Here is a 22,648-nt window from a genome sequence, read left to right on the forward strand (position 1 = left end):
CCGGGTACGCTTCGGCGGAGATGCTGAAGCTCGATCGGTTGGTGAACGTCCTCGGTGGATACGGGACGCGCCTGGTGTGCGCGCCCGCCTCCCGGGACGTGCCGCTGCGCAGCGTGGTGGTCCACGATCCGGCCGATCCGCGGCCGGCGACCGGCGACGTCTTCCTGGCCGTCGGGGTCGGGTCCGCGCCGGAGGCGGTGCGGCTGGGCGCCGCCGCGCGGGCCGCCGCGGTGCTGGTGCGCGACAGCGACAGCGGCAGCGGCGACGACACGGCGGCCGAGGGCCGGGCCGCGGGGGTCGCGGTGCTGCTGGTCGACCCGGCCGTGTCCTGGAGCCAGTTGCTCGGGATCGTGTACGGGCTGGTGCTCGAAGGGCGTGAGACCGAGGCGGGCCGGGGCCCGACCGACCTGTTCGCGTTCGCCGACACGCTGGCCGGAGAGCTGGGCTACCCGGTCACCGTCGAGGACCAGATGTCGCGGGTGCTCGCCTACTCCGGCTCGCAGCAGACGGCCGACCCGGTGCGGCTGGAGACGATCCTCGGCCGGCGGGTGCCCGAGGAGATGCGCGGGCTGCTGGAAGGCAAGGGCGTCTTCTCCCACCTGGCCGCCTCCGACGAGCCGCTGTTCGTGGAGCCGTCGCCCGAACACGGGCTGCGCGGCCGCATGGTGGTGGCGGTGCGTGCCGGGCGCGAGCTGCTCGGGTCCATCTGGGTCGAGTGCCAGCGTCCCCTCGCCGGGCGGCAGCGCGACCGGCTGGCCGACGGGGCCAGGGCCGTGGCGCTCCACCTGCTGCGCTCCCGGGTGAGCGCCGACCTCGAACGCCAGGTGGAGTCCGACCTGGTGATCCAGCTCGTGGAGGGGACCACCGACGCCCCGGCGCTGATCAGCAGGCTCGGGCTGCCCGGCGGCCAGTTCCGGGTGATCGCGCTGCAGGCGCACGTCGGCGCGGAGCGGCACGCGGCCGTGCTCACCGCGTTCGAGCGGGCGACCACCGGGTTCGGCTGGTCGCGGCCGGGCCGCAGCGCGCTGTTCGGCAACACGCTCTACACGGTGCTGCCGTGCGGGAACGACGCCGCCCCGGCCCGCGACTGGGTGCGCGCCATCGTGTCCGTGCTGCCGCGCGGCGTCATCGTGCCCGCCGGGGTGGGCGGGCCGGCCGAGCCGGCGCAGCTGCCCGCGAGCAGGCAGGAGGCCGACGAGAGCCTGGCCCTGCGCGCCGCCGTGCCCGCGGGCCCCGTCGTGTACGACGAGTCCTGGGACGAGATCCTGCTCCAGCGGCTGCGCGCCGCCGCCTCCTCCGGCCGCACCCCGGCCCGCGGCCCCGTCGCCGACCTGACCCGCCACGACACCGAACACGGCACCCGCTACGTCGAGACCCTGCGGGCCTGGCTGGAGGCGCAGGGCGACCTCGCGGCCGTGGCCACCCGGCTCGGCGTGCACCCGAACACGGTGCGCTACCGGCTGCGGAAGATGGCCGCCGTCACCAGCCTGGAGCTCGACCGGCCGGAGAAGCGCCTGGCCATGATCATCGGGCTCGCGCTCCACCAGGGTTGAGCCTTTGTCGCCGATGGACAAAGAGGCGTTGAGCGGTTGTTCTCCCAGCACAGCGCCTTTTGCTCGCGTACCGGTAATCCTTCCCTTATCTGAGGAAGGGGATGGCAGCAATGGGCATCGACGGTGGGCCGCGTACGGCTGTGGTGATCGGCGCCGGTGTGGTGGGTCTGTCCACCGCCTGGTTCCTGCAGGAACGCGGCGTGGAGGTCACCGTGGTCGACCGCGACGGGGTCGCCGCGGGCGCGTCATGGGGCAACGCGGGCTGGCTGTCCCCGGGGCTGGCCATTCCGCTCAACGAGCCCGGCGTGCTCCGTTACGGGCTGCGCTCGCTGCTCGACAAGAACGCTCCGCTGCACGTCCCGGTGACCCCTGACGTGGGGCTGTGGTCGTTCCTGACCCGGTTCGCGCTGCACTGCAACTGGCGCTCGTGGGGCCGCGCCGTGCGGGCCAACCTCCCGTTCAACGAGGAGTGCCTGGAAGCGTTCGACGTGCTCACCGGCAACGGCGTCGAGGCTCCCACCATCGAGGCGCCGATCATGGCGGCGTTCGAGACCCAGAAGCAGGCCGTCTCGTTGCTGCACGAGCTGCGCCGCATCAACGACTCCGGCCTGGAGATCCGCTACGCGGCGTTCGAGGGTGACGAGCTGCGCGCGCAGATGCCGCAGCTCTCGGCCGGCGCCACCGCCGGTGTCCGGCTCGACGGCCAGCGCTACATCGACCCCGGCGCGTTCACGCACGCCCTGGCCGCCGCCGTCACCGCGCGTGGCGGCGAGATCCGGCCGGGCTTCCGGGTCACCGGTGTGACGTCCGAGGCCGGCGGGCACGTGGTCCGGTCCGGCGCGGGCGACGAGGTCAAGGCCGACGCCGTGGTGCTCGCCACCGGCGCCTGGCTGAACAAGCTCGGCGCGGAGTGGGGCGTGCGGACGCGCGTCCAGGCCGGGCGCGGCTACTCGTTCACGGTGCCGACCGACGAGCCGGTGCCGAGCCCCCTCTACCTGGCGGCCGTGCGCGTCGCCTGCACCCCGTACCAGGGCAAGCTGCGGGTGGCGGGCACGATGGAGTTCCGCGACGCGGACGCGCCGCTGTTCGAGCGCCGGGTCGAGGCGATCATCAAGTCGGCCCGGCCGCTCATGACCGGCGTGCGCTGGGAGGAGCGGACCGACACCTGGGTCGGCGCGCGTCCCGTCACCCCCGACGGCAAGCCGCTGGTCGGCGCGACCCGGGTGCCCGGCGTCTACGTGGCGGGCGGGCACGGCATGTGGGGCGTCACGCACGGCCCGGCCACCGGTCGCATGCTGGCCGAGCAGATCACCACGGGCAAGACCTCCGCGATCCTGCGCGAGTTCGACCCGACCCGCTGAGCACACGCGAAAGGCCACCGCCCCTGGAGGCGGTGGCCTTTCCTGCTTCGGCTCAGAAGCCGATGGACTGGTTCCTCAGCCGGTAGCCGTTCGGGCAGTCGAGCACGTGGCGGCGACCGGTGAACTCGTCCCTGACCTCCACGATCCGGGTGCCGCTGTCGCACCGGATCCAGTGGACGTACTCGCCCCGGTTGCGGCAGGTGGCCAGCGAGGCGTTGCCGTTGTCGACGGTCCGCAGCTGACACTCGAAGCGCTCGCCGGTGGCGGCGCTCGCGCTCCCGCCCATCGCGAGGAGCCCGGTCGCGAGCATGGCGGGAACGGCAAGCGAGATGAGGGTCCGCTTGAGCATGAAAACCTCCTGAACGAGGCGATACTTGGCTGTATCGCACCTTTCGTTACGGCGCGTTCACGCCGCGTAGCCATGCTGTCCCCCTGGGCGCGCGAAGCGGGGGACTGGCAGGGCCGAAGAGGTTCAAATCTCCGTCACGTCGGCGGGGCTTCTCGGGCATAGCGGTGTGAACCCCACGGGAACGGGAAGACGGCCCGAACACCATGATCCACCCTGTCCGCGGACGTTACACCCCCGCATGTCACCAGTTGGCGGGCAGGCCGGGCGTGGTCGCGGGCAGGTCGTGGCCCGGCGGGTGGATGACGTAGACCACGCCGCCGCTGCTGGAGCCGCGCAGCCAGACGTTCTCGAACGCGGCCCTGGGATAGACGCGGCGGACGGCGGCGTTGGTGGCCGAGGCGGGGTCGTTGGCGATGACGTCGCCGTCGGCGGTGAAGCCGACCACGACCATGATGTGGCCGTTCGTGCCGTAGCCCGCGCCGGGCAGCTCGTTCTTCTTGAACGACTGCGAGGTGATGACCGGGACGCCGGCGGTGATCAGCTTCTCCAGCTCGGTGAGCGTGCGCAGCCGGGTGACGAAGCCGTCCATGCCGTAGCGGCCCGCGTAGGCGGTGTTGAACGGCCAGTTGCCGGCGCCCTGGTAGGCGTGGTCGTAGGTGTGGCGGGCGGCGTGGTCGACCTCCGGATCGGGATCGGACGGGTCGACCCAGGCGGTGTCCTCCGCGCTCGGCCAGCGGCCCCAGTAGCCGAGCACCATCGTGGTCGAGGTGGGGCTGCACCAGGCCTGGCCGCCGCCGTCCCACTCGGGGTAGTGGCCGGAGTGGACGCTCTGCGAGCGGCGCGGCACGTCCAGCTCGGAGCCCCAGGCCCCGCCGCCGGGGCTCACCGGCACGGTCTTGCGGTCGGGCACGTTGGAGGCCATGGCGCCGAGCGTGCGCACCCGAGGCACGACGGACGAGCCGGGCGCGCGGTAGAGGGTGACGCGCAGCTGGTAGGACGAGATCTGCCTGCCCTCCGCCGCGACCAGCGTGTCGACGGCCACCCGGGCGTCGTCGTCGCCCTGGCCCGGCACCGACGTGCGGTCGATGTCGCCCTCGCCGTAGGCCCACCGGCCGAGCACGTACCACTTCGTCAGCCCGGCGGCGTTGCGGGCGCGCGCCTCGACCTGCACCCAGCTGCCCGCCGGGACGTCGGCCGTCCAGGACGCGATCAGCTCGGTGGCGGTGAACTCCAGCGGCCGCTCGGGGCCGGTCCAGCGGGCGTACTCCCACGTCCTGGTGCCGAGGCGGTCGGTGTAGGAGGTGGTGCCGGCGGCGGTGGCGAAGGCGAGCCCGTCGCCCGCGCTGGTGCCCTCGGGCGTGCCGGCGGCGAAGTCGGCCCGGTCGAACACCACGTCGGCGGCGCCCGCGGCGGGCTTCTCCGGGGCGGCCTCGGCGGGCGCCGTGAGCGCGGTCGCAAGGAGGACGGTGGAGAGGAACGCGGTCAGCGTGCGCATGGACCCACCTTCGTCGGACGCGGCCTGGTCAGCCGACAGTAGGCGCGCCGCCCGGGTCACGCATCGGGGAATCTACGTAGTCACTTGTAGTGACCCTTGGCCTTCCCCTGGGGCTGTGAGTTGCCGGGCGTCTTCGTACGGGCCCGGCCGGAACCGTCGGCCGCCCGTCTGGCGGGGGACGTGGTGTGTCCGGTGACTGCGGTGCGCTGCGTGTGCTCCGTGCGGACCTGGACGCCCTGCTCGCGGGCTTCTCCGGCGCGCGGCCGCGACGAGGGCTCGGCCCGCATGACACCGCTGGGCGCGTCGGCCGTCGGCTGCGGCATCGGGTGGGCGTGCCGGCGCGGCGCGGACGCCGAGTTCAGCGACACGGTGGCGACGACGGTGGTGACCAGGGCCGCGACCGCGGCGGCCTCCCGCCACCACGAGGCCATCAGCCGCCCGGCCCTGGCGGCCCTCGGCGCCGTCGCCGCGGTCAACGGCCGGGTCCTCGCGCGCTTGGACCGGCCGGGCACCTGCCGCAGCAGCTCCTGCGCCCGCGCGGCGTCGGCGCGCTCGGACGGGTCCTTGGTCAGCATCGCCGTGATGACCGGCGCCAGCTCGCCCGCCTGCTCGAAGGGCGCCGGGTCGCGGGTGAGCACGGCGTTGAGCGTGTCGGCCCGGCTGCCGCCCTGGGCGAACGGCGCCCGCCCCTCCACGGCGGTGTAGAGCGTGGCGCCCAGGGACCACACGTCGGACAGCGCGGTCGCCCGCTCGCCCGAGGCGCGCTCGGGGGCGAGGTAGGCGGGCGTGCCCATCACCATGCCCTGCTGGGTGAGCGTGGAGTCGTCGTCGAGCGTGGTGGCCAGCCCGAAGTCGGTGAGCACGGCGTGGCCGTCGGCGGTGAGCAGGATGTTGGCCGGCTTGACGTCGCGGTGCAGCACCCCGGCGGCGTGCGCGGCGCGCAGCGCGGCCAGCACCTCCATCCCGATCCGGGTGACGGTCGGCACCGTCAGCGCGCCGCGGTCGTAGATCTCGTCGGCCAGGCTCCGCGACCGGACCAGCTGCATGACGATCCACGGCCGGTCGTTGGCCAGCACCACGTCGTACACGGCGGCGATGTGCGGGTGGTGGAGCCGGGCGGCGATGCGCGCCTCCCGCATGGTGCGCTCGATCAGGACGTCGCGGTGCTCGGGCGGCGAGGCCGGGATGGACAGCTCCTTGATCGCCACCTCTCGGTCGAGCAGCTCATCGTAGGCCCGCCAGACCGTGCCCATGCCGCCCCGGCCCAGCTCGGACCGCAGCCGGTAGCGTCCGGTCAGTAACCGTCCCTCGTCGCGCGCGTCGAGCATGGCAGCAGACTTACCCGACCGTCGCCGCCCCACACAACGCGTCCTCCGGACTCCGTTTGAATATCGTTGTCATGGACGCCCTGGACGGGCCCTCCGACCCGTACGCCCCGACTCTGCCGGAATCGGCCTCCGGGCTGCGCTGATCCATGCGTACCATTAACCGCATACTGTCCCTTGTCCTGCTTGATAATCATCCCTATGATTCGCCTAAAGACGGGCCTGTGGCACGGTTGTCTACCCTGCCCGCCAGGCTGACGAGCAGAGGATTTGGATCAGTGGGAAGAACCACCCGAGTGGGCATCGCAGTGGTCGCGGCGGCACTGCTGGCGGCGTGCGGCGGCCAGGCGGCCGCCCCTGGCGGGGGCGGCATGTCGACGGCGGCCTCGACCTGGGACGAGGTCCTGAATAAGGCGTCTGAAGAGGGCACGGTGTCGCTGTACTCGGCCCTGCTCCCCGAGGTGAACAAGGAGCTCGAGACCCGCTTCGAGAAGACGTACCCGGACATCGACCTCAAGATCACGCGCATCGTCGGACCTGAGGTCAGCGCCAAGCTCGACGCCGAGCTCAAGTCCGGGTCGCTCGGGGCCGACATCGTCAACCACGTCAACTACGAGTGGGCGAAGACCAAGGCGGACGAGGGGCTCTTCGCCGAGCCGGTCGGCCCCAACGGCGCCGGTCCCGAATGGAAGGGCACCCCTTACCTGATCGACGATGTCCTGCAGACGTCCGCGCTCACCGCGCTCGGCATCGCGTGGAACACGGAGAAGGTGACCGACCCGCCGGCCACCTACGAGGGTCTCGTCGACCCGAAGTACGGCGGCGGCCAGCTCGGGCTCGTGGACAACCTGGCCGCTCCCATGGCCGACCTGTACGCCTGGCTCGAGGACACCTACGGCGCCGACTACCTGACGAAGCTCGCGGCGCTCAAGCCGAAGTTCTACCCGAGCGCCGTCCCGCTGCAGGAGGCGTTGCTGTCCGGCGAGATCTCCATCGCCCTGTGGGGCGCCAACTCGACGGTCAAGCCGATCAAGGCCTCGGGCGGTCCCATCGACTGGCTCATGCCCGACCCCGGCTGGGCGCCGATGAACCTGGGCTACATGTTCAAGGAGTCGAACAACCCGAACGCGGCCCAGGTGCTGTTCGACTTCATGGCGTCCGCGGAGGGCCAGGAGTCGCTGGCCAAGGACAATCTCAGCGTCCTGCCGAACGTCGCCGGCGCGGTCGAGGCCCCGAAGGAGCTCACCCTGCTCGACCTCACCCGGGCGACCAAGCCCGGCTGGCTCGGGTCGGCGCAGAGCGAGTGGAAGCAGACCTTCGGTCGCTGACGCCCGTCTCTCCCTTCTCCACCAGTCCGCTCCATCGGAGGCCGTAGTAGTGAAAAGCATCAGTGAGGCGCCGCCGGCGGCGGCCCGGCGCGGCGCGGACCCGAAGGGTGGGACCAGGTCCGGCCTCTCCCGCCGGAGAGCGCTGCGCCGCCATGCCCTGCCGATCGCCGCGATCATCGTGATCGGGTACCTCGTGCTGGCGCCCCTCGTCCGCCTGCAGCTTCTCGCGCTGGCGGACGGCGGCGCCGGCTACGCCCGCGGCTTCGGCACCGCCGACATCGCGCGCACGATCCTCACGACGCTGCTGCTCGGCCTCGGCTCCCTCGTCATCGGGCTGGTGTTCGGGGCGGTGCTGGCGTGGTACTCGATCCAGCTGCCGCCCCGGGCGCGCTGGATGGCGTCGCTCCCGATCCTGCCCATCGTGGTGCCGCCGGTCGCCAGCATGATCGGATGGGGGCTGCTCCTCGCCCCGAACTCCGGCACGGTCAACCGGTTCATCCGGTCGCTGCCCTTCTGGACCGGCGGCGACACCGGGCCGATCGACGTCTTCACCGTCCCGTGGATCGTGTTCCTGACGGCGCTCGGGCTGACGTCGTTCGTGTACGTGTTCCTGCGGGCGGGCCTGCTGCGGGTCAACTACGAGCTGGTCGAGGCCGGGCGCACGGCCGGGGACGGGCCGGTGGGCGTCTTCTTCCGCATCCTGCTGCCCGTCGTGCGGCCCTCGCTCATCTACGGCGGCGCGGTGGCGCTGCTGCTCGGCCTGGGCCAGTTCACGGCGCCCCTGCTGCTCGGCTCGATCAAGAACGTCAAGGTCCTGACGACCGAGGTGTACTTCTTCGCCAACGCCGGCCTGGCGGACTACGGCGCCGCCGCCGCGGTCGCGTCCCCGCTCCTGCTGGTCGGGTTCGGCATCGTCGCCCTGCAGCGGATGCTCCTCGGCGAGGAGCGGCGGTTCGTCACCGACGGGGGGAAGACCTCCCGCTACTCCGCGCGGCGCAGCCCGGCCGCGGTCGTCGTCATCGGGCTGTTCTCCGCCGTCGTGGCGCTGCTGCCGCTGCTGGCGCTGATCGCCGCCTCCCTGTCGCCGTTCTGGACCGGCCAGATCGACGTGAGCACGTGGAGCCTCAAGAACTTCCGCGAGCTGTGGGACACGCCGACGGCGGTCAGCGCCGTCCAGACGAGCCTCGTCGCCTCGGGCATCTCCGTGCTCGTGTCGCTGCCGATCGGGTACGTGCTGGCGGACATCCTGCACCGCCGCTCGCTCGACGCCCGCGTCCGCGCGATCGTCGACATCCTGGTCTCGCTGCCGCTGGGGGTGCCCGCGGTGGTGTTCGGCGCCGGGTTCCTGTTCACCTACACCGCGCCGCCGTTCGTCCTGTACGGCACGCCGTGGGTCCTCGTGGTGGTCTACGTGACGCTGATGCTGCCGTTCGCCACCCGCATGCAGCTCGCGGCCCGCATGTCGCTCGGCGACAGCTACCAGGAGGCCGCCCGGGTCAGCGGGGCCGGGCCGGTGCGCACGCACCTCCAGGTCGTCATCCCGATGATCCGCGGCTCGCTCGGCGGCGCGGCCGCGCTCATCTTCGTCCTGCTCACCCACGAGTTCGCCGCGTCGCTGCTGGTGCGGTCGACCCGGACCCAGGTCATGGGCACGACCCTGTACGACCTGTGGCTCAACGTTTCCTACCCTCTGGTCGCCGCCATGGGGCTGGTGATGTGCCTGGTGACGGCCGCGGGCGTCATCCTCGCGGTACGGCTCGGGGGCTCCAAAGCATTGGAGAGTTTGTGATGTTCGGTATCGAGAACCTGACGAAGACCTTCGGGTCCGGAGCGGGCCGTTTCACCGCGATCGACGGGCTGAACCTCGACATCCAGGAGGGCGAGCTGGTCGTGCTCCTCGGGCAGAGCGGTTGCGGGAAGACCACGGCGCTGCGCTGCGTGGCGGGCCTGGAGAGCGCCGACGAGGGCGTGATCCGCTTCGGGGACACCGTGGTGTTCGACTCCGGCCGGGGCGTCGACGTCGCCCCGGAGAAGCGCGAGCTGGGCATGGTCTTCCAGTCGTACGCGCTGTGGCCGCACAGGACGGTGCGTCAGAACATCAGCTACCCGCTCAAGGTGCGCAAGCTGACGAAGGCGCTCAAGGAGGAGAAGTGGGTCGAGCAGGCGGCCGACCTGGTCGACTGCGGACCCCTGCTCGACCGCTACCCGCACCAGCTGTCCGGCGGCCAGCAGCAGCGGGTGGCGCTGGCGCGCGGCCTCGTGTCACGGCCCCGCCTGGTGCTCATGGACGAGCCCCTCAGCAACCTGGACGCCCTCCTGCGGGTCCGCGTCCGCAACGAGCTGCACGAACTGCACCAGCGCCTGGGCTTCGCGGGCCTGTACGTGACCCATGACCAGTCCGAGGCGATGGCCCTCGGCGACCGGGTCGCCGTCATGAACAAGGGCCGGATCGAGCAGATCGGCACACCCCAGGACGTCTTCGAACGTCCCGAGACGTCCTACGTCGCCAACTTCGTCGGCATCACGAACGTCCTGGACCTGGTCCGCGAGGACGGCCGGTGGCGGCTCAAGGCGGCGCCCGACGAGCCCGTGGAGCCGGCGTCGCTGCCGGACGAGCTCGGGGCGGGGTGCCAGGTGCGGTTCCGCCAGTCCGACGCCGTGATCGTGCCCGCCCCCACGTCCCGGTCGTGCCTGCGTTTCCAGGCCACCGTGGCCGACTCCGTGTACGTCGGCCGCAGCTACGACGTCAGCGTCAGCCTGGGCGACGTCCGGCTCAACGCGCGCGCGGACGCGGCCGTCGCGGCGGGTCTCGACAGGGGCAAGCCGGTCACCGTCGAGGTGCCGTGGCCGGCCTGCGTCTGGTTCGGGACCGACGGCCTGCGGGTGCCGGTGGGTGACCTCGTCTCGTCATGAGGGCCGCCGGGCCGGCATGCCGGCCCGGCCGCTCTCACGCGACGATCGCGCCGATGGCCGTCGCGTCGAAGGCCGTGTTCACGTGCGGCCGGCACCGGTTGAGAGCCAGGGGCATGTCCAGCGCGGCGACGCCGGTCACGATCCCGTCCCTGGTGTAGACCGCGAGGAAGCCGTGCTCGTCGTCGCGCAGGACGCGCAGGTCGTCCGAGGGGGCAGGGGTGCCCAGGCACTGCAGCTTGGAGCCGTGCTGATCGCTCCAGAAGTACGGGACGTCGGAGAGGCGCCGAGGCGGTGCGTCCGGCCGGGCGATGTTGTGGCCGACGACCACCGCCGTCGCGACCGCGTGGTTCCAGTGTTCGGTGCGCCCGTGGCCGGCGATGCTCGCCACGTCGCCGACGGCGTGGATTCCTTCGACGGGCGTGGCCCCGGTCTCGTCGCACGGCACCCCGGTAGCCGCGTCCAGCCCCGAACCGGCGAGCCACTCGACGTTGGGTACGCCGCCGATCGCGCCGACCACGACGTCCGTCGGCAGGACGTCGCCGTCGTCGAGCGTGACCGTGAAGCGGCCGGCCTCCGGCTCGGCGCCTGTGATGCGACGCCCGAGACGGAGGCCGACGCCGTGCCGGCGGTGCAGCGCGGTGACGCGTTCCGCCACGGCGGGCCCCAGCGCCCAGAGCGGTGCGGACCCGGCCTCGACGACGGTCACGGACCGCCCGAGGCTCCTGGCCGCCGAGGCGATCTCCAGGCCGAGGAAGCCGGCGCCCACCACGGTGACGTGCGCCGCGGCGAGGACGGCGTCCCGTACCTTGCGGGAGTCCTCCCAGGTGCGCAGGGTCAGCACGGGCAGCGCGGGGTGGATGGCGGGCAGCGCCCGCGCCCGTACGCCCGTCGCGATCACCAGGTGCTCGAACGGCAGGCGGGCGCCGTCGGAGAGGACGAGCCGTTTGTTCTCTCCGTCCAGCCGGGTCGCGCGGACGCCGCGGATCACCTCGATGCCCTGGTCGGCCAGGACCTCGCCGGACCGCAGCGGCGCCGGCTCCGCCGAGTCGCCGACGAGCGCCGCCTTCGACAGGGGCGGCCGGTCGTAGGGCAGCCAGGGCTCGTCACCCACGATCGTGATCGGCCCGGCATGCCCGAACCGCCGCAGGTTCTCCGCGGTGCGAAGCGCCGCGAGACCACCACCGGCGATGACGACGGGTCCTGGCATCTGCTCTCCTCGGGTGCTGTCTTGACTTTACGCCCATATCAAGGATAACAATTCCTACCATAATCATAGTTGGAGCCCAGGCGTCCGGGCTCTGGTCGTAAGCAGTGCGGAGGGGCAGGCATGACACGCTCATCTATCCTCGATCCGGAGGTCGCGGCGGATCCCCACGCCTTCTATCGGGAACTCCGCGCCGACGCCCCCGTCCTCCAGGACGCGCGGCTCGGATCGTTCCTGGTGAGCACGTACCGCGGCGTCTCCTCGGTCTACAAGGACGCGCGCTTCTCGACCCGCGCCTACACCGGGACCCTTGAGGCCATCCACGGCCGGACGGTCCTGTCGATGGACGGGCTCCTGCACGCGAAGAACCGCGCCCTGCTCACCCCGCACTTCCGCGGCCAGGGCCTCGACCGCGTGCACGCCCTCATCCACCGCACCGCCGCCAAGATCCTGGAGCAGATCGTCCCGCGCCGCGCCCAGCGGCTGGCCGACGAGATGCGCGACAGCGCGGACGGCTCGCGCGTCGACCTCGTGGCCGGGTTCGCGCATCGGTACCCGATCGCGGTGATCGCCGACATGCTCGGGCTGCCGGAGTCCGACCACGAGCTGTTCGCGGGGTGGTACGGCAAGATCATGGCGTTCGTCAGCAACCTCTCCGGCGACGAGGAGGTGCACCGTCAGGGCCTCCAGGCCAGGGCGGACCTGGCCGGCTACATGGCCCCGCTGATCGCGTACCGTCGCGAGCACCCCGGCGACGACCTGATATCGATGCTCGTCCAGTCCCAGGTGGACGACTACCGCATGACCGACGACGAGGTGCGCGCGTACATCAGCCTCCTGCTGACCGCCGGTGGCGAGACGACCGACAAGGCGTTCGGGAGCCTGTGCAAGAACCTGCTGGTCGGCGGCGAGTGGGCCCGGGTGCGCGACAACCGCGACCTGGTGGACGCGGCGATCGCCGAGACGCTGCGCTTCTCCCCGCCCAGCCAGATCACCACCCGCATGTGCGAGGAGGACGTCGAGCTGGAGGGCGTCCAGGTGCCCGCCGGGTCGACGATGCTGCTCATCGCGGCCTCGGCCAACCGGGACGAGTCGCGCTTCGAGAGGTCCGAGGAGTTCGTCATCGGCCGCCCCGACCTCGACCCGGCCCGGGCCTTCAGCGGAGCGGCGGGCCACCTCTCCTTCGGCACGGGCCGCCACTTCTGCCTCGGCGCGATGCTCGCCAAGACGGAGATGGAGGTCGGGCTCAACCTGCTCCTCGACTCGTTCCCCGGCATGCGGCTGGCCGACGACGCCGAGCCGGTCGACGTCGGCCTGCGCACCCGCGGCCCACGCGACCTCTACGTGCACCTGGCCGCATGAGCAGGCTCGACGGCAAGGTGGCGCTCGTGTCGGGCGGCGCGGCGGGCCTCGGCGCGGCCTACTGCCGGGCTCTGGCCGCCGAAGGCGCGCGGGTCGTGGTGACCGACGTGGCCGCCGAGGCGGCGCGGGCGGTCGCCGGGGACTGCGGGCCGCACGCCTCGTCCGTGGCGCTCGACGTCGTGGACGAGTCCGCGTGGGCGGCCGCGACCGACCACTGCCGCCGGCGCTACGGGCGCCTCGACGTGCTGGTCAACAACGCCGGCATCGTGCACAGGACCGCCCTCATGGAGACGGACGCGGCATCCTTCCAGCGGGTGCTGGAGGTGAACGCGTTCGGCACGTTCCTGGGCATGAAGGCGGTCGTCCCCCTCATGCGCGAAGGCGGCGGCGGCTCCATCGTCAACGTGTCGAGCACGGCCGGGGTGACCGGCTTCCCCGGCATCATCGGCTACACGGCAGGCAAGTGGGCGGTGCGCGGGATGACCAAGGCCGCCGCCGTCGAGCTCGCCCCGTACGGGGTGCGCGTGAACACGATCGTGCCCGGCCTCGTCGAGACCCCCATGACCGCCGGCTTCGCCGGCCCGGGCGGCAGCCTGCGGCGGAAGAAGGGGTCGGTGGACGAGGTCGCGCCGTTGGTCGTGTTCCTCGCCTCGGACGAGTCGGCTTTCTGCACGGGCGCCGACTTCGTCGCCGACGGCGGCGAGACCGCGGCGACACCCGCCGTGCGGAGTTCCCCATGAGGTTCGGCAGGAAGGGACGCTGATGAGCGCCTACAAGATAGAAGTGGACCTGGACCAGTGCCAGGCGCACGGGATGTGCGTCGCCACGGCGCCCGGGCTGTTCGGGATGAGGCCCGACGACTCGAAGGCGAAGCCGCTGGCCGACGTCGTGAGCGGTCCGGAGGCTGAGGAGGCGGGCCTGGCGGCCGAAGGGTGCCCCGAGCTCGCGATCACGCTCAGACCGCTCGGCGACTGAGAGGGAGGAGCCATGCCCGACTGGGCCGCACTCAACACCCTCCTCGGTGACTTCGCCTGGGGTCTCGACACGAAGGACCCGGACGCGGTCCTGGCCTGCTACTGGCCGGGGGCGCGCTACAGCGTCCAGGCCGCCGACGGCACGCTCTACGGCCCCCACGAGGGCCACGACGCGATCCGCGCGCACTTCGGCGGGACGATCGGCCGGCAGACGGACACCCGGCGGCACGTGATCACCAATGTCCGCGTCGCCTCCGTCGCGGGCGCCACCTCGACGGTCGCCGCCTACCTGACGCTCATGGTCACCGTCGACGGGGTGCTGCGGCCGAGGTGCACCGGGACCTACCGCTTCGTCGTCCGGGAGGAGGGCGGCGAGCTCAGGTTCGACGAGAGCTCCGTCACCCTCGACGGCGCTTTCTGACGCCTTCAGCCGGGGTGCTCCAGCAGATAGTCGCGGAGCACCACGGCCTGGTTGTGCTCGGTGTCCTTGGCCGAGTAGAGCAGGGTCACCGGCCCTTCGGCGGCGGCGTCGAGCAGTGGGCGCAGCGACTCGCGGCCGGCGTCCAGCTCGGCCCGGTAGCGTACGGCGAACTCGGCGAACCGCTCGGGCCGGTGGCCGAACCACTGGCGCAGCTCCTTCGACGGCGCGGCGTCCCGCAGCCAGCCGTCGAGCCGCAGGTCGTCCTTGCGCACGCCGCGCGGCCACACCCGGTCCACCAGGAACACGGCGCCCTCGGCCGGCCGGTCTTCGTACACGCGCTGGATGGTGATGGATCCCACGTCTGCTCGCCTACCCTCTTCCGGCCAGGACACCACGCGGTCGCCGGGAGAAGGTAGGGACGGACGGCGTACGGACGGGTGCCGAAGGTCCCATCGAGCCGGGGTCGTACGGCTCTGCCTGCGTGATCGCCGGTGCGGTGAACTGTAACCAGCAGCAGGCACCCCTGAAAGGACAGGAGCCATGGCCACCACGTACGACCGCCCCACGGCACGCAGGATCCCGGTGCAGATTCCCGAGGCGCACACCCGCCGCCCCGTCGACTACGTGTGGGCCATCGCCCGGATCGCACTGGGCTGGACCTTCCTGTGGGCCTTCCTCGACAAGACCTTCGGCCTGGGCTTCGCCACCACGGCCGAGAAGGCCTGGCTGGCGGGCGGCAGCCCGACCACCGGCTTCCTCAAGGGCACCGAGGAGAACGCGCTCGGCGGCTTCTTCACCGCACTCGCCGGCCACGCCTGGGTCGACTGGCTGTTCATGCTCGGACTCCTCGGCATCGGCCTCGCGCTCATGCTCGGCATCGGCACCCGCGTCGCGGCGGTCGCCGGCGGCCTGATGATGGTGATGATGTGGGCGGCGGCGCTGCCCCTGACCACCAACCCGTTCATGGACGAGCACCTCGTCTACACGGTCGTCCTGGCCGGCCTGGCCATGGCCAACGCGGGCGAAACCCTCGGCCTCGGCAAGACGGCCATCGTCCAGCGGTACCCGATACTCAAGTGACCCCTTCCCCATCGGAGCCCGGTCCTCGTCAGAGGGCCGGGCTTCCGCCTTGACGTTTCCCGGTGGCGGCCTCGGATAGAGGAAGCCCGGAGTTCTTTCATCGAGAAGGATGGGGGCCGGCCATGGGCGCCGACGACAAGATTTCCAACAAGGCCGAAGAGATGAAGGGCCGTGCCAAGGAAGGCATGGGCCGCGCCACGGACGACGAGCGTCTTGAGGCGGAGGGCCGCGCCGACCAGAGCAAGAGCAAGGTCAAGCAGGCCGGTGAGAAGGCCAAGGACGCCGCCAGGCACGTCAAGGACGCGTTCAAGCACTGACCGCACGGCACTGAGGACACGCGGGCCGCCGCCGGATCGACCGGGGCGGCCCTGCCCATGACCGGATTCTGTCGGTGCGGCAGGCTACGTTGCCAGTGTCATGAACGGGACGGCACGCGATCTCATCGGCAGGGACCACCCCGCCGGGCTGCTGCGTGCCGAGATCGGCCGGGCGATCGACAGCCACGGGGGGCTGGTGCTGGTCACCGGCGAGGCCGGCATCGGCAAGACCACGCTCGTCAGCAGTGCGGCGGCGCAGGCCCGCGGCAGGGGAGCGCTGGTCGCGGCGGGCTCCTGCTGGGAGGCCGGCAGCGCGCCGGGCTACTGGCCGTGGGTGCAGGCGCTGCGCGCCCTGCGCCGCGCCGCCGGGCCCGAGCGGTGGGCGGAGGCCAGGCAGTCCGCCGGCGACGTGCTGGCCGTGCTGCTCGGCGAGGCGGCGGCGGGGGAGACGGCGCCCGACGGCTTCCAGGTCTACGACGCCGTCACCGACGCCCTGGTGGTGCTGGCGCAGCGGCAGCCGGTGGTCGTCGTCCTCGACGACCTCCACTTCGCCGACCCCGCCTCGCTGCGGCTGCTCGCGTTCGCGGCCCAGCAGACCTGGTTCGAGCGGCTGCTGCTGATCGGCACCTACCGCGACACCGAGGTCGAGGCCGCCGACCACCCGCTGCGCGAGCTGCTGTCACCGCTCGCGCTCAAGGCCACCACCATCACCCTCACCGGTCTCGACGCGGCCGGCGTGGCCGCGCTCATGACCCGCACCGTCGGCGCCGACCCGCCGCCCGACCTGGTCTCCGAGGTCCACGTCCGCACGGGCGGCAACCCGTTTTTTGTCGAGCAGACCGCCCGCCTGTGGCACAGCGGCGGCTCGGCCGGCGCCGTCCCTCCGGGCGTGCGCGACGCCCTGCTGCGGCGGCTCTCCCTGCTGCCCGAGCCCGTCTCGCGGCTGCTGCCGATCGCCGCCGTGCTCGGCAGGCGCTTCCCCCGGCAGCTGCTGGCCGCCGCCGCCCGGCAGCCGACCGCGCACGTCGACCGGCTCCTGGAGCTGGCGGTCGTCGCCAAGCTGGTGACCGCCGAAGGCGGCGGGGTCTTCGCCTTCGCCCACGACCTCGTCCGCGAGACCCTGTACGACTCGCTCGACGACCCGGGCGCCCTGCACGGCGCCGTCGTCGACGCCGTCGACCGCGACCCCGGCCTGGCCGCCCGGATGCTGCCGGGCCACCTGGCCCGCCACGCCCACCTGGCCGGTGACCGGGTCGACCCCGAGCGGGTGGTCGAGCTCCAGCTCGCCGCCGCCCGCGACGCCGGCCGCCGCATCGCGGCCGAGGAGCATCTCGGCCACCTGCGCCGTGCTCACCAGCTGAGCCGCGCCACCTCCCCCCGCACCCGCGCCAAGGCCGCGCTCAGCCTCGGCTTCGAGCTGTCCCACGTCGGCGAGCGCGAGACCGCGCGGCGGCTGTTCGGCGAGGCCTGGGCCACCGCCCGCGAGCTGGACGACCGCGAGCTGCTCACCCGCGTCGCGCTCACCTGGCTGCGCAAGTTCGGGCTGTCCGACGCGCTGCCGCACCTCCGCGAGGCGCACGCCGCGCTCGTCGGCGGCGCCGCGCCCGACGACCGGCTCGCGCTCGACCTCGTCTTCCACCTCGCGGCCCGGGCGCGCGCCGGCGGTGACGACGACGCGCTGGTCTTCAGCCTCTGGGCACACCACGACATCCTCAAGGGGCCCGACACCGCCGGAGAGCGGATGCGGCTGGTGGAGGAGCTGATCGGCCTGGCCCGGCGCACCGGCGACCCCGAGCTCGAACACTTCGCCTCCGCGCTGCGCTGGGTCGCCATGATCGAGCAGGGCGACCCGCGCTACCTCGACCGGTTCCACGAATACCAGGCTCTGGGGCGGCGCAGCGAGCTGCCCAGCGTCGACCTCAACACCGCCGTCGACGCCAGCATCGTCGCCGCGCTCGGCGGCCGCCTGGCCGAGGCGGAGAAGCTGCTGGCCGAGGTGCGCGACAGCGACGCCAGGAAACACCCCCACTACATCGACATGCTCCTCCACCACCAGTGGTCGATCCTGTCGTTGCAGGGCCGGTTCGGCGAGCAGGAGGAGGTCGTCCGGCTGCTCCGGGGCAGCGGCCACCTCTGCCCCGGCCTGCTGGAAGGCCTGACCGCGCTCCACACCGGCGACCTCGACACGGCGCTGCGCCGGCTGGCCGAGGGCGAGCCGCGCAACCGCATCGCCCAGCCGCTGTGGCTGCGCTTCCTGGCGGAGACGGCGGCCGCGGCCCACGACCCCGACCTGTGCGCGCGGGCCCGCGCCGCGCTGGAGCCGCACCGCGGGCGGTGGGCGGTCTCGCTCATGGGCTGGGACGTCAGCGGGCCGTTCGACCTGTGGCTGGCGCTCATCGACGCGGCCGACGAGCGCTGGGACGAGGCGATCGCCGGCTTCACCGCCGCCCACCGGTCGGCCGACCGCATGCGCGCCCGCCCGTGGTCGGTGCTGGCCCGCGTCCACCTGGCCGACGCCCTCCTGTCCCGCGCCGCCCCGGGCGACCTCCCCGCGGCCCGCGCCCTCCTGGAACACGCCGGTAAGGAGGCTACGACCCTGGGCATGCGCCACCTGACGGCCCGCGTCCATGACCTCCTCCCGGACACCACCCCCGTGCCGCCGAGCGGCGACGAATCCGACGGCACGGGCCGGTCGGGGGATGCGGGTGTAGTGACGGGCGCTGGCCGGTCAGAGGATGCCCGTGGGGCGGGCGCGAGTCCGTCCGGGGATGCCGGTGAAGTGACGGGCGCGAGTCTGGATGGGAGCGTTGGTTCGGCGCTGGGCGTGCACTCGTTGAGGAGTGCCCGTTCGCGGGCGAGTCCGGCTGGGGATGCCGGTTCGGGCGGGGGTCCTTCGGTGGGTGCCCGATCTGTGGCAGGGGCCGGGCCGGGTGATGCGGCTGTCGGTTTCGACGGTGCCTACGGTGCGGCGGGTGTGGACTCAGGAGGTGGCGGTCCGAGGTTCAGCAGGGAGGGGGCCGTCTGGTCGCTGGTGTTCGCTGGGCGGGCGGTGCACGTGCCTGACGCGAAAGGGCTGCGTGACCTGCACACGCTGCTGGGCAACCCTGGGGCCGACATGCCGGCCGTACGGTTGCTCGATCCGGAGGGCGGCGAGCTGGTGGTGGCCGCACGGCGGATGGGCGGCGACGACGTCCTCGACGAGGAGGCCAAGGCCCGTTACCGGCACCACCTGACCCTGCTGGACGAGGAGATCGACCGCGCGACCGAGCTGGGCGACGACCGGCGGGCCGCCGAGCTCGACGGCGAGCGCGCCGCCCTGCTGGAGGAACTGCGCCGCGCGGCCGGCCTCGGCGGGCGCTCCCGCCGCCTGGGCGACGAGGCCGAACGCGCCCGCAAGACGGTCACGGCCCGCATCCGCGACGTGCTGCGCAAGCTCGACCGCGCCCACCCCGAGCTGGCCGCCCACCTCCGTGCCACGGTCTCCACCGGCTCCACCTGCCGCTACCAGCCCGACACCCCCATCACCTGGCACCTGTGACGCTGCGGCGCAGGTAGGTGGGGTAGGACCCCGACTCCCCCGTCACTTGGCGTCTCTGGACGCTGCGGGCAGGTGGGTGGGGTGGGACCCGACATCCCTGTCACTTGGCGTCTGTGACACTCGGGTGGTCAGGTGATGCTGTGGCGTGGGTGGGTGGGGTAGGACCCCGACAGCCTCGACGCTCCGGTGGTCAGGTGATGCTGCGGCGTAGGTGGGTGCGGTAGGAGTAGTGCTCAGGCAGGAAGTGGCTGATCGCCAGCTCGACCGGGGTGCCCTCGGTGTCGTGGTAAAGGCGGTCGATCCGCAGGAGTGGGTGGCCGGGGGCGCAGCCGAGGTGGCGGGCCGTGGCCGGGTCGGCGGCGGCGACGGTGATGCTCTGGTCGGCCTCCGCGATGGGCGCGCCGAGCCGGGTGTCGAGCAGCCCGATGACGGTGAACGCGCTGGTGGCCCCCTCGGCCGCGAGCTCCGGCACGTCCCGTAGCAGTCCGCCCACGTGCGGCGGCAGGAACACGGTGGTGAGGCAGAACGGCACCGCGTCGTGCAGCCGCCGGAACGCCAGGCTGCTCACGGCGTCGCTGGCCAGCCGGAGCCGGCCGGCCGCCGCCACGTCCACGCGCCGGTGCAGCGGCACGGTGATGTCCATCCGCGTGTCCACCGACAGGGCCATGAGGTCCTCGACAGAGCCGAACTGGCGCAGGTAGGTGCCTTCGCGCGGACTGGCGAATGTGCCGCGCCCCGGGACCCTGTAGACCAGGCCCTCGGCGACCAGGTCCTGGAACGCGCGTCGTACCGTCTGCCTGCTCACCCCGTGACGTTCGGCGAGCTCGGCCTCGGTGGGGAGCCGCCGCCCGTCCGCGTAGCGGCCCGACAGGATGTCGCCGCGGACCTCGCGGGCGAGCGCGCTGTAGCTGCTCTCCCTGCGCCCGGTGCTCGCCATCAGATCCTCCCGAGGGGACCGTCGCCTTGACGCGGCGGGGGAAACGGAAGCCGGAGGGCCGCCAAGGCCAGAGCGTGCCCTGACCTGTCAGGTCCGCGCATCACGGATGTCCTTCCGGGTTTTGTCGGCGGCAGCCGATACCGTGGTGTTGTCGTTACCGAACGTGACAGGAGGTGGGGTGTGCGCAGGTCGTTCAAGTTCCTGCTGCGCCCCACCCGCCACCAGGAGATTGCTCTCACCGCGTGTCTGGAGGACCACCGGCAGCTCTACAACGCCGCCCTGGAGCACCGCCGCACCGCCTACGCCAGGGCGGGCGTGAGCGTCCGGTACGGCGACCAGTCGGCCGAGCTGAAACACATCCGGGGCGATGACACCGGCGGGCAGGGCCGCTGGTCGTTCTCCTCCCAGCAGGCCACCCTGCGACGGCTCGACAAGGCGTTCGGCGCGTTCTTCCGCCGGGTCAAGGCTGGACGCACCCCGGGCTTCCCTCGTTTCAAAGGGCGCGGCTGGTTCGACACCGTCGAGTGGCCGAAGGACGGCGACGGCTGCCGGTGGGACTCCCAGCCCGGACATCCCACCGCCACCTACGTCCGCTTGCAGGGCGTCGGGCACGTCCGTGTCCACCAGCACCGGCCCGTGAAAGGCCGGGTCAAGACCATCAGCGTCAAGCGCGAGGGCTCCCGCTGGTATCTGGTCCTGTCGTGCGACGACGTACCCGCCGAACCTCTGCCCGCCACGGGCGCGATGGCCGGGATCGACATGGGTGTCGCCTCGCTCCTCACCACCTCCGACGGTGGCCAGGTGGCGAACCCGCGTCACCTGGCCGCCACCGCCGGCCGTCTCGCGGACGCGCAGCGCGACCTGGCCCGCAAGAAACGGGGCTCGCGGCGGCGGCGCAAGGCGGTGGCCCGCATCGCCACGCTGTACGCCAAAGTCGGCCGCCAGCGCCTCGACCACGCCCACAAGGCCGCGCTCGTCCTGGTCGGCGCCTACGACGTGATCGTGCACGAGGACCTGCGGATCGCGAACATGACTCGCAGCGCGTCCGGCACGATCGAGGCTCCCGGCCGGAACGTCGCGCAGAAGTCGGGCCTGAACCGGAGCATCATGGATGCGGGTTGGGGGGTGTTCCTGACGATCCTGTCGCACAAGGCTGAGAGCGCCGGTCGAGAGCTGATCGCGGTGAACCCCGCCGGCACCTCCCGCACGTGCTCGCGTTGCGGGCACTGCGTGAAGGAGAACCGCGTCACCCAGGCCGGGTTCGCCTGTACGGCGTGCGGGCATGCCGCGCACGCCGACGTGAACGCGGCGGTCAACATCTTGAGGGCAGGGCTTGCCCTTCGTGAGGCTGCGGAAGCGGCTTAGCGAGAAGCCGCTCCCTTCAGGGAGCGGAGGAGTCACCGCCCGACCTCCCGTCGACCCCGCGGCAGCCTACCGGCCCGCGCCGGCTTTCCGATCACGCGAGCACCGCCGCGAAACGCCAGTCGAGGACGTCGGTGGAGCGGTTGGCGCGGACCCGCGAGCGCAGGTGCGCCAGCGTGCCGGACGGCAGCCGGTCCAGCCGTTCGACCTCGACGGTGCTGGTGAGCGTGTCGTTCTCGCGTACCGGGCCGAGGTGGTCGCAGCCGTGCCAGCCGACGACGGTGACCAGCGAGGGCAGCGCCCGCACGGCCTGGTGGAGCGCGATCCCGATGGTGTGCCCGCCGTAGACGAGGCGCTCGCCCGCCGCCGCGTCGTGGTGCACCTTGGCGACGTTGAGCGTGAGCCGGGCCAGCTCGGGGGCCGACGAGACCACGTCGCCGCCCGCCACCTCGAACACGTCGCCGGCGCTCAACGCCCCGCCCTGGGGGTGGGCGGACAGGTCCCAGCCGGCCGTCACCGCGGCCAGCTCGTCGTGCCCCGGCGCGGCGCCGACGGCCGACAGGTCCTCGGCGTGGCCGGTGTCGAGGTCGCCGTCGCGCAGCGGCAGCATCGCGCACCGCCAGAAGTCGAGGACCGGGCGGCCCTCCTGGTCGGTGGTGCTGATCCGGAGGGCGGCCAGCCCGGTCGGCGCGCGGCCGGGGCGTCGCGAGTTCTGCCGCAGCCCGGCCACCTCGGTCACCGTCGTGAGCGTGTCGCCGATCGCGGGCGCCCGCCGGAACACCACGCCTCGGTAGAACAGGTTGGCCACCACGGTGTGGGTGGCGACCGTGGACTGGCCGATGGCGACGTCCCAGACCAGGTGGGGCGCGGCGAGGGCCGCGCCGGCGACCCGGCGCGACAGGCCGTGGTCGAGCGCCAGCGGCAGCCGGCAGCCGACGATCGCCTGGTGGGCCGCCGCCAGCCCTTCGGTGAGCGTGATGGCCGGGGCGCCGTCGAACCGCATCCCGGCGCGCAGGTCCTCGAAGTACGGGCCGTCCACGATCGCCACCGGCTGTCTCCTGCTCTCGTGCGGAAATATACGGCCAAATCAAAACCGGCCCGCCGCGTGGCTGTCAACCCGCCCTTGTGA

The 22,648-nt window shown here is 72.6% G+C and carries 20 protein-coding genes; 13 read left to right on the forward strand and 7 right to left on the reverse strand.

Annotation, left to right across the window (positions count from 1 at the left end; translation table 11 throughout):
• Positions 1 to 20 precede the first annotated feature (20 nt).
• On the forward strand, positions 21 to 1,553 hold the full coding sequence (locus ACZ6YG_RS26915) for a PucR family transcriptional regulator (protein ID WP_466019520.1): 1,533 nt from the start codon (positions 21 to 23) through the stop codon (positions 1,551 to 1,553).
• A gap of 101 nt (positions 1,554 to 1,654) precedes the next feature.
• Positions 1,655 to 2,914, forward strand: a complete 1,260-nt coding sequence (locus tag ACZ6YG_RS26920) for an NAD(P)/FAD-dependent oxidoreductase (RefSeq protein WP_372452394.1) — start codon at positions 1,655 to 1,657, stop codon at positions 2,912 to 2,914.
• A gap of 52 nt (positions 2,915 to 2,966) precedes the next feature.
• Here ACZ6YG_RS26920 and ACZ6YG_RS26925 read toward each other — a convergent pair whose 3' ends face one another.
• The 3 genes from ACZ6YG_RS26925 to ACZ6YG_RS26935 all read right to left on the reverse strand — a co-directional run bounded on the left by ACZ6YG_RS26925 (position 2,967) and on the right by ACZ6YG_RS26935 (position 6,086).
• Complete coding sequence (locus ACZ6YG_RS26925) at positions 2,967 to 3,263, reverse strand: hypothetical protein (RefSeq protein WP_466019521.1); 297 nt, start codon at positions 3,261 to 3,263, stop codon at positions 2,967 to 2,969.
• 241 nt (positions 3,264 to 3,504) lie between these two features.
• On the reverse strand, positions 3,505 to 4,758 hold the full coding sequence (locus tag ACZ6YG_RS26930; protein WP_466019522.1) for a C39 family peptidase: 1,254 nt from the start codon (positions 4,756 to 4,758) through the stop codon (positions 3,505 to 3,507).
• An 80-nt stretch (positions 4,759 to 4,838) separates the two neighbouring features.
• The gene (locus ACZ6YG_RS26935; protein ID WP_466019523.1) at positions 4,839 to 6,086 is read right to left on the reverse strand and encodes a serine/threonine-protein kinase; all 1,248 of its coding nucleotides are present in this window, start codon (positions 6,084 to 6,086) and stop codon (positions 4,839 to 4,841) included.
• Positions 6,087 to 6,379: 293 nt separating this feature from the next.
• Here ACZ6YG_RS26935 and ACZ6YG_RS26940 point away from each other — a divergent pair, with 293 nt between their 5' ends.
• The 3 genes from ACZ6YG_RS26940 to ACZ6YG_RS26950 are packed head-to-tail and all read left to right on the forward strand — an operon-like array spanning position 6,380 to position 10,324.
• Positions 6,380 to 7,411: an ABC transporter substrate-binding protein gene (locus ACZ6YG_RS26940; RefSeq protein ID WP_466019524.1), complete on the forward strand. Its 1,032-nt coding sequence runs from the start codon at positions 6,380 to 6,382 to the stop codon at positions 7,409 to 7,411.
• Between the two features lie 49 nt (positions 7,412 to 7,460).
• Positions 7,461 to 9,200 carry an ABC transporter permease gene (locus ACZ6YG_RS26945; RefSeq protein ID WP_466019525.1) on the forward strand — a complete coding sequence of 580 codons (1,740 nt, stop codon included), beginning with the start codon at positions 7,461 to 7,463 and terminating at the stop codon, positions 9,198 to 9,200.
• Positions 9,200 to 10,324 (forward strand): ABC transporter ATP-binding protein, encoded by a 1,125-nt coding sequence (locus ACZ6YG_RS26950; protein WP_148035447.1) that lies wholly within the window; start codon positions 9,200 to 9,202, stop codon positions 10,322 to 10,324. Before ACZ6YG_RS26945 ends, ACZ6YG_RS26950 begins: the two co-directional genes overlap by 1 nt.
• Positions 10,325 to 10,358: 34 nt before the next feature.
• Here the strand turns inward: ACZ6YG_RS26950 and ACZ6YG_RS26955 are convergent, their stop codons facing one another.
• Positions 10,359 to 11,531, reverse strand: coding sequence for an NAD(P)/FAD-dependent oxidoreductase (locus tag ACZ6YG_RS26955; RefSeq protein ID WP_466019526.1), 1,173 nt, complete (start codon positions 11,529 to 11,531; stop codon positions 10,359 to 10,361).
• 120 nt (positions 11,532 to 11,651) lie between these two features.
• On the opposite strand from ACZ6YG_RS26955, the gene ACZ6YG_RS26960 reads away from it, so the two are divergent.
• The 4 genes from ACZ6YG_RS26960 to ACZ6YG_RS26975 are packed head-to-tail and all read left to right on the forward strand — an operon-like array spanning position 11,652 to position 14,285.
• Positions 11,652 to 12,890 (forward strand): cytochrome P450, encoded by a 1,239-nt coding sequence (locus tag ACZ6YG_RS26960; protein ID WP_364229378.1) that lies wholly within the window; start codon positions 11,652 to 11,654, stop codon positions 12,888 to 12,890.
• A complete protein-coding gene (locus ACZ6YG_RS26965) occupies positions 12,887 to 13,630 on the forward strand; it encodes an SDR family NAD(P)-dependent oxidoreductase (protein WP_466019527.1) in 744 nt (247 codons plus the stop codon). Before ACZ6YG_RS26960 ends, ACZ6YG_RS26965 begins: the two co-directional genes overlap by 4 nt.
• 22 nt (positions 13,631 to 13,652) lie before the next feature.
• Positions 13,653 to 13,865 carry a ferredoxin gene (locus ACZ6YG_RS26970; RefSeq protein WP_466019528.1) on the forward strand — a complete coding sequence of 71 codons (213 nt, stop codon included), beginning with the start codon at positions 13,653 to 13,655 and terminating at the stop codon, positions 13,863 to 13,865.
• Positions 13,866 to 13,877: 12 nt separating this feature from the next.
• Positions 13,878 to 14,285: a nuclear transport factor 2 family protein gene (locus ACZ6YG_RS26975; protein ID WP_219542890.1), complete on the forward strand. Its 408-nt coding sequence runs from the start codon at positions 13,878 to 13,880 to the stop codon at positions 14,283 to 14,285.
• Positions 14,286 to 14,290: 5 nt separating this feature from the next.
• On the opposite strand, the gene ACZ6YG_RS26980 is transcribed toward ACZ6YG_RS26975, so the two are convergent.
• The gene (locus tag ACZ6YG_RS26980; protein WP_261808945.1) at positions 14,291 to 14,644 is read right to left on the reverse strand and encodes a DUF488 domain-containing protein; all 354 of its coding nucleotides are present in this window, start codon (positions 14,642 to 14,644) and stop codon (positions 14,291 to 14,293) included.
• A gap of 181 nt (positions 14,645 to 14,825) precedes the next feature.
• Here ACZ6YG_RS26980 and ACZ6YG_RS26985 point away from each other — a divergent pair, with 181 nt between their 5' ends.
• The 3 genes from ACZ6YG_RS26985 (at position 14,826) to ACZ6YG_RS26995 (ending at position 19,220) form a co-directional block, all read left to right on the forward strand.
• A complete protein-coding gene (locus ACZ6YG_RS26985; RefSeq protein WP_219542892.1) occupies positions 14,826 to 15,365 on the forward strand; it encodes a DoxX family membrane protein in 540 nt (179 codons plus the stop codon).
• Positions 15,366 to 15,487: 122 nt separating this feature from the next.
• Positions 15,488 to 15,682, forward strand: coding sequence for a CsbD family protein (locus ACZ6YG_RS26990; protein WP_148035439.1), 195 nt, complete (start codon positions 15,488 to 15,490; stop codon positions 15,680 to 15,682).
• Positions 15,683 to 15,782: 100 nt separating this feature from the next.
• Positions 15,783 to 19,220, forward strand: coding sequence for an ATP-binding protein (locus tag ACZ6YG_RS26995; RefSeq protein ID WP_466019529.1), 3,438 nt, complete (start codon positions 15,783 to 15,785; stop codon positions 19,218 to 19,220).
• Between the two features lie 190 nt (positions 19,221 to 19,410).
• Here ACZ6YG_RS26995 and ACZ6YG_RS27000 read toward each other — a convergent pair whose 3' ends face one another.
• Positions 19,411 to 20,157, reverse strand: a complete 747-nt coding sequence (locus ACZ6YG_RS27000; protein ID WP_271276810.1) for a GntR family transcriptional regulator — start codon at positions 20,155 to 20,157, stop codon at positions 19,411 to 19,413.
• Positions 20,158 to 20,337: 180 nt separating this feature from the next.
• Here ACZ6YG_RS27000 and ACZ6YG_RS27005 point away from each other — a divergent pair, with 180 nt between their 5' ends.
• The gene (locus tag ACZ6YG_RS27005; RefSeq protein WP_466019530.1) at positions 20,338 to 21,522 is read left to right on the forward strand and encodes an RNA-guided endonuclease InsQ/TnpB family protein; all 1,185 of its coding nucleotides are present in this window, start codon (positions 20,338 to 20,340) and stop codon (positions 21,520 to 21,522) included.
• A gap of 91 nt (positions 21,523 to 21,613) precedes the next feature.
• On the opposite strand, the gene ACZ6YG_RS27010 is transcribed toward ACZ6YG_RS27005, so the two are convergent.
• Complete coding sequence (locus ACZ6YG_RS27010) at positions 21,614 to 22,567, reverse strand: MaoC family dehydratase (protein WP_466019531.1); 954 nt, start codon at positions 22,565 to 22,567, stop codon at positions 21,614 to 21,616.
• Between the last annotated feature and the right edge of the window lie 81 nt (positions 22,568 to 22,648).

It is taken from the genome of Nonomuraea sp. NPDC054003 (assembly GCF_055585125.1).

Coding starts and splice junctions, on each gene's coding strand:
- ACZ6YG_RS26915 (WP_466019520.1), top strand. CDS start 21: ATGCTGAAGCTCGATCGGTTGGTGAACGTCCTCGGTGGATACGGGACG.
- ACZ6YG_RS26920 (WP_372452394.1), top strand. CDS start 1,655: ATGGCAGCAATGGGCATCGACGGTGGGCCGCGTACGGCTGTGGTGATC.
- ACZ6YG_RS26925 (WP_466019521.1), bottom strand. CDS start 3,263: ATGCTCAAGCGGACCCTCATCTCGCTTGCCGTTCCCGCCATGCTCGCG.
- ACZ6YG_RS26930 (WP_466019522.1), bottom strand. CDS start 4,758: ATGCGCACGCTGACCGCGTTCCTCTCCACCGTCCTCCTTGCGACCGCG.
- ACZ6YG_RS26935 (WP_466019523.1), bottom strand. CDS start 6,086: ATGCTCGACGCGCGCGACGAGGGACGGTTACTGACCGGACGCTACCGG.
- ACZ6YG_RS26950 (WP_148035447.1), top strand. CDS start 9,200: ATGTTCGGTATCGAGAACCTGACGAAGACCTTCGGGTCCGGAGCGGGC.
- ACZ6YG_RS26955 (WP_466019526.1), bottom strand. CDS start 11,531: ATGCCAGGACCCGTCGTCATCGCCGGTGGTGGTCTCGCGGCGCTTCGC.
- ACZ6YG_RS26960 (WP_364229378.1), top strand. CDS start 11,652: ATGACACGCTCATCTATCCTCGATCCGGAGGTCGCGGCGGATCCCCAC.
- ACZ6YG_RS26965 (WP_466019527.1), top strand. CDS start 12,887: ATGAGCAGGCTCGACGGCAAGGTGGCGCTCGTGTCGGGCGGCGCGGCG.
- ACZ6YG_RS26970 (WP_466019528.1), top strand. CDS start 13,653: ATGAGCGCCTACAAGATAGAAGTGGACCTGGACCAGTGCCAGGCGCAC.
- ACZ6YG_RS26975 (WP_219542890.1), top strand. CDS start 13,878: ATGCCCGACTGGGCCGCACTCAACACCCTCCTCGGTGACTTCGCCTGG.
- ACZ6YG_RS26985 (WP_219542892.1), top strand. CDS start 14,826: ATGGCCACCACGTACGACCGCCCCACGGCACGCAGGATCCCGGTGCAG.
- ACZ6YG_RS26990 (WP_148035439.1), top strand. CDS start 15,488: ATGGGCGCCGACGACAAGATTTCCAACAAGGCCGAAGAGATGAAGGGC.
- ACZ6YG_RS26995 (WP_466019529.1), top strand. CDS start 15,783: ATGAACGGGACGGCACGCGATCTCATCGGCAGGGACCACCCCGCCGGG.
- ACZ6YG_RS27000 (WP_271276810.1), bottom strand. CDS start 20,157: ATGGCGAGCACCGGGCGCAGGGAGAGCAGCTACAGCGCGCTCGCCCGC.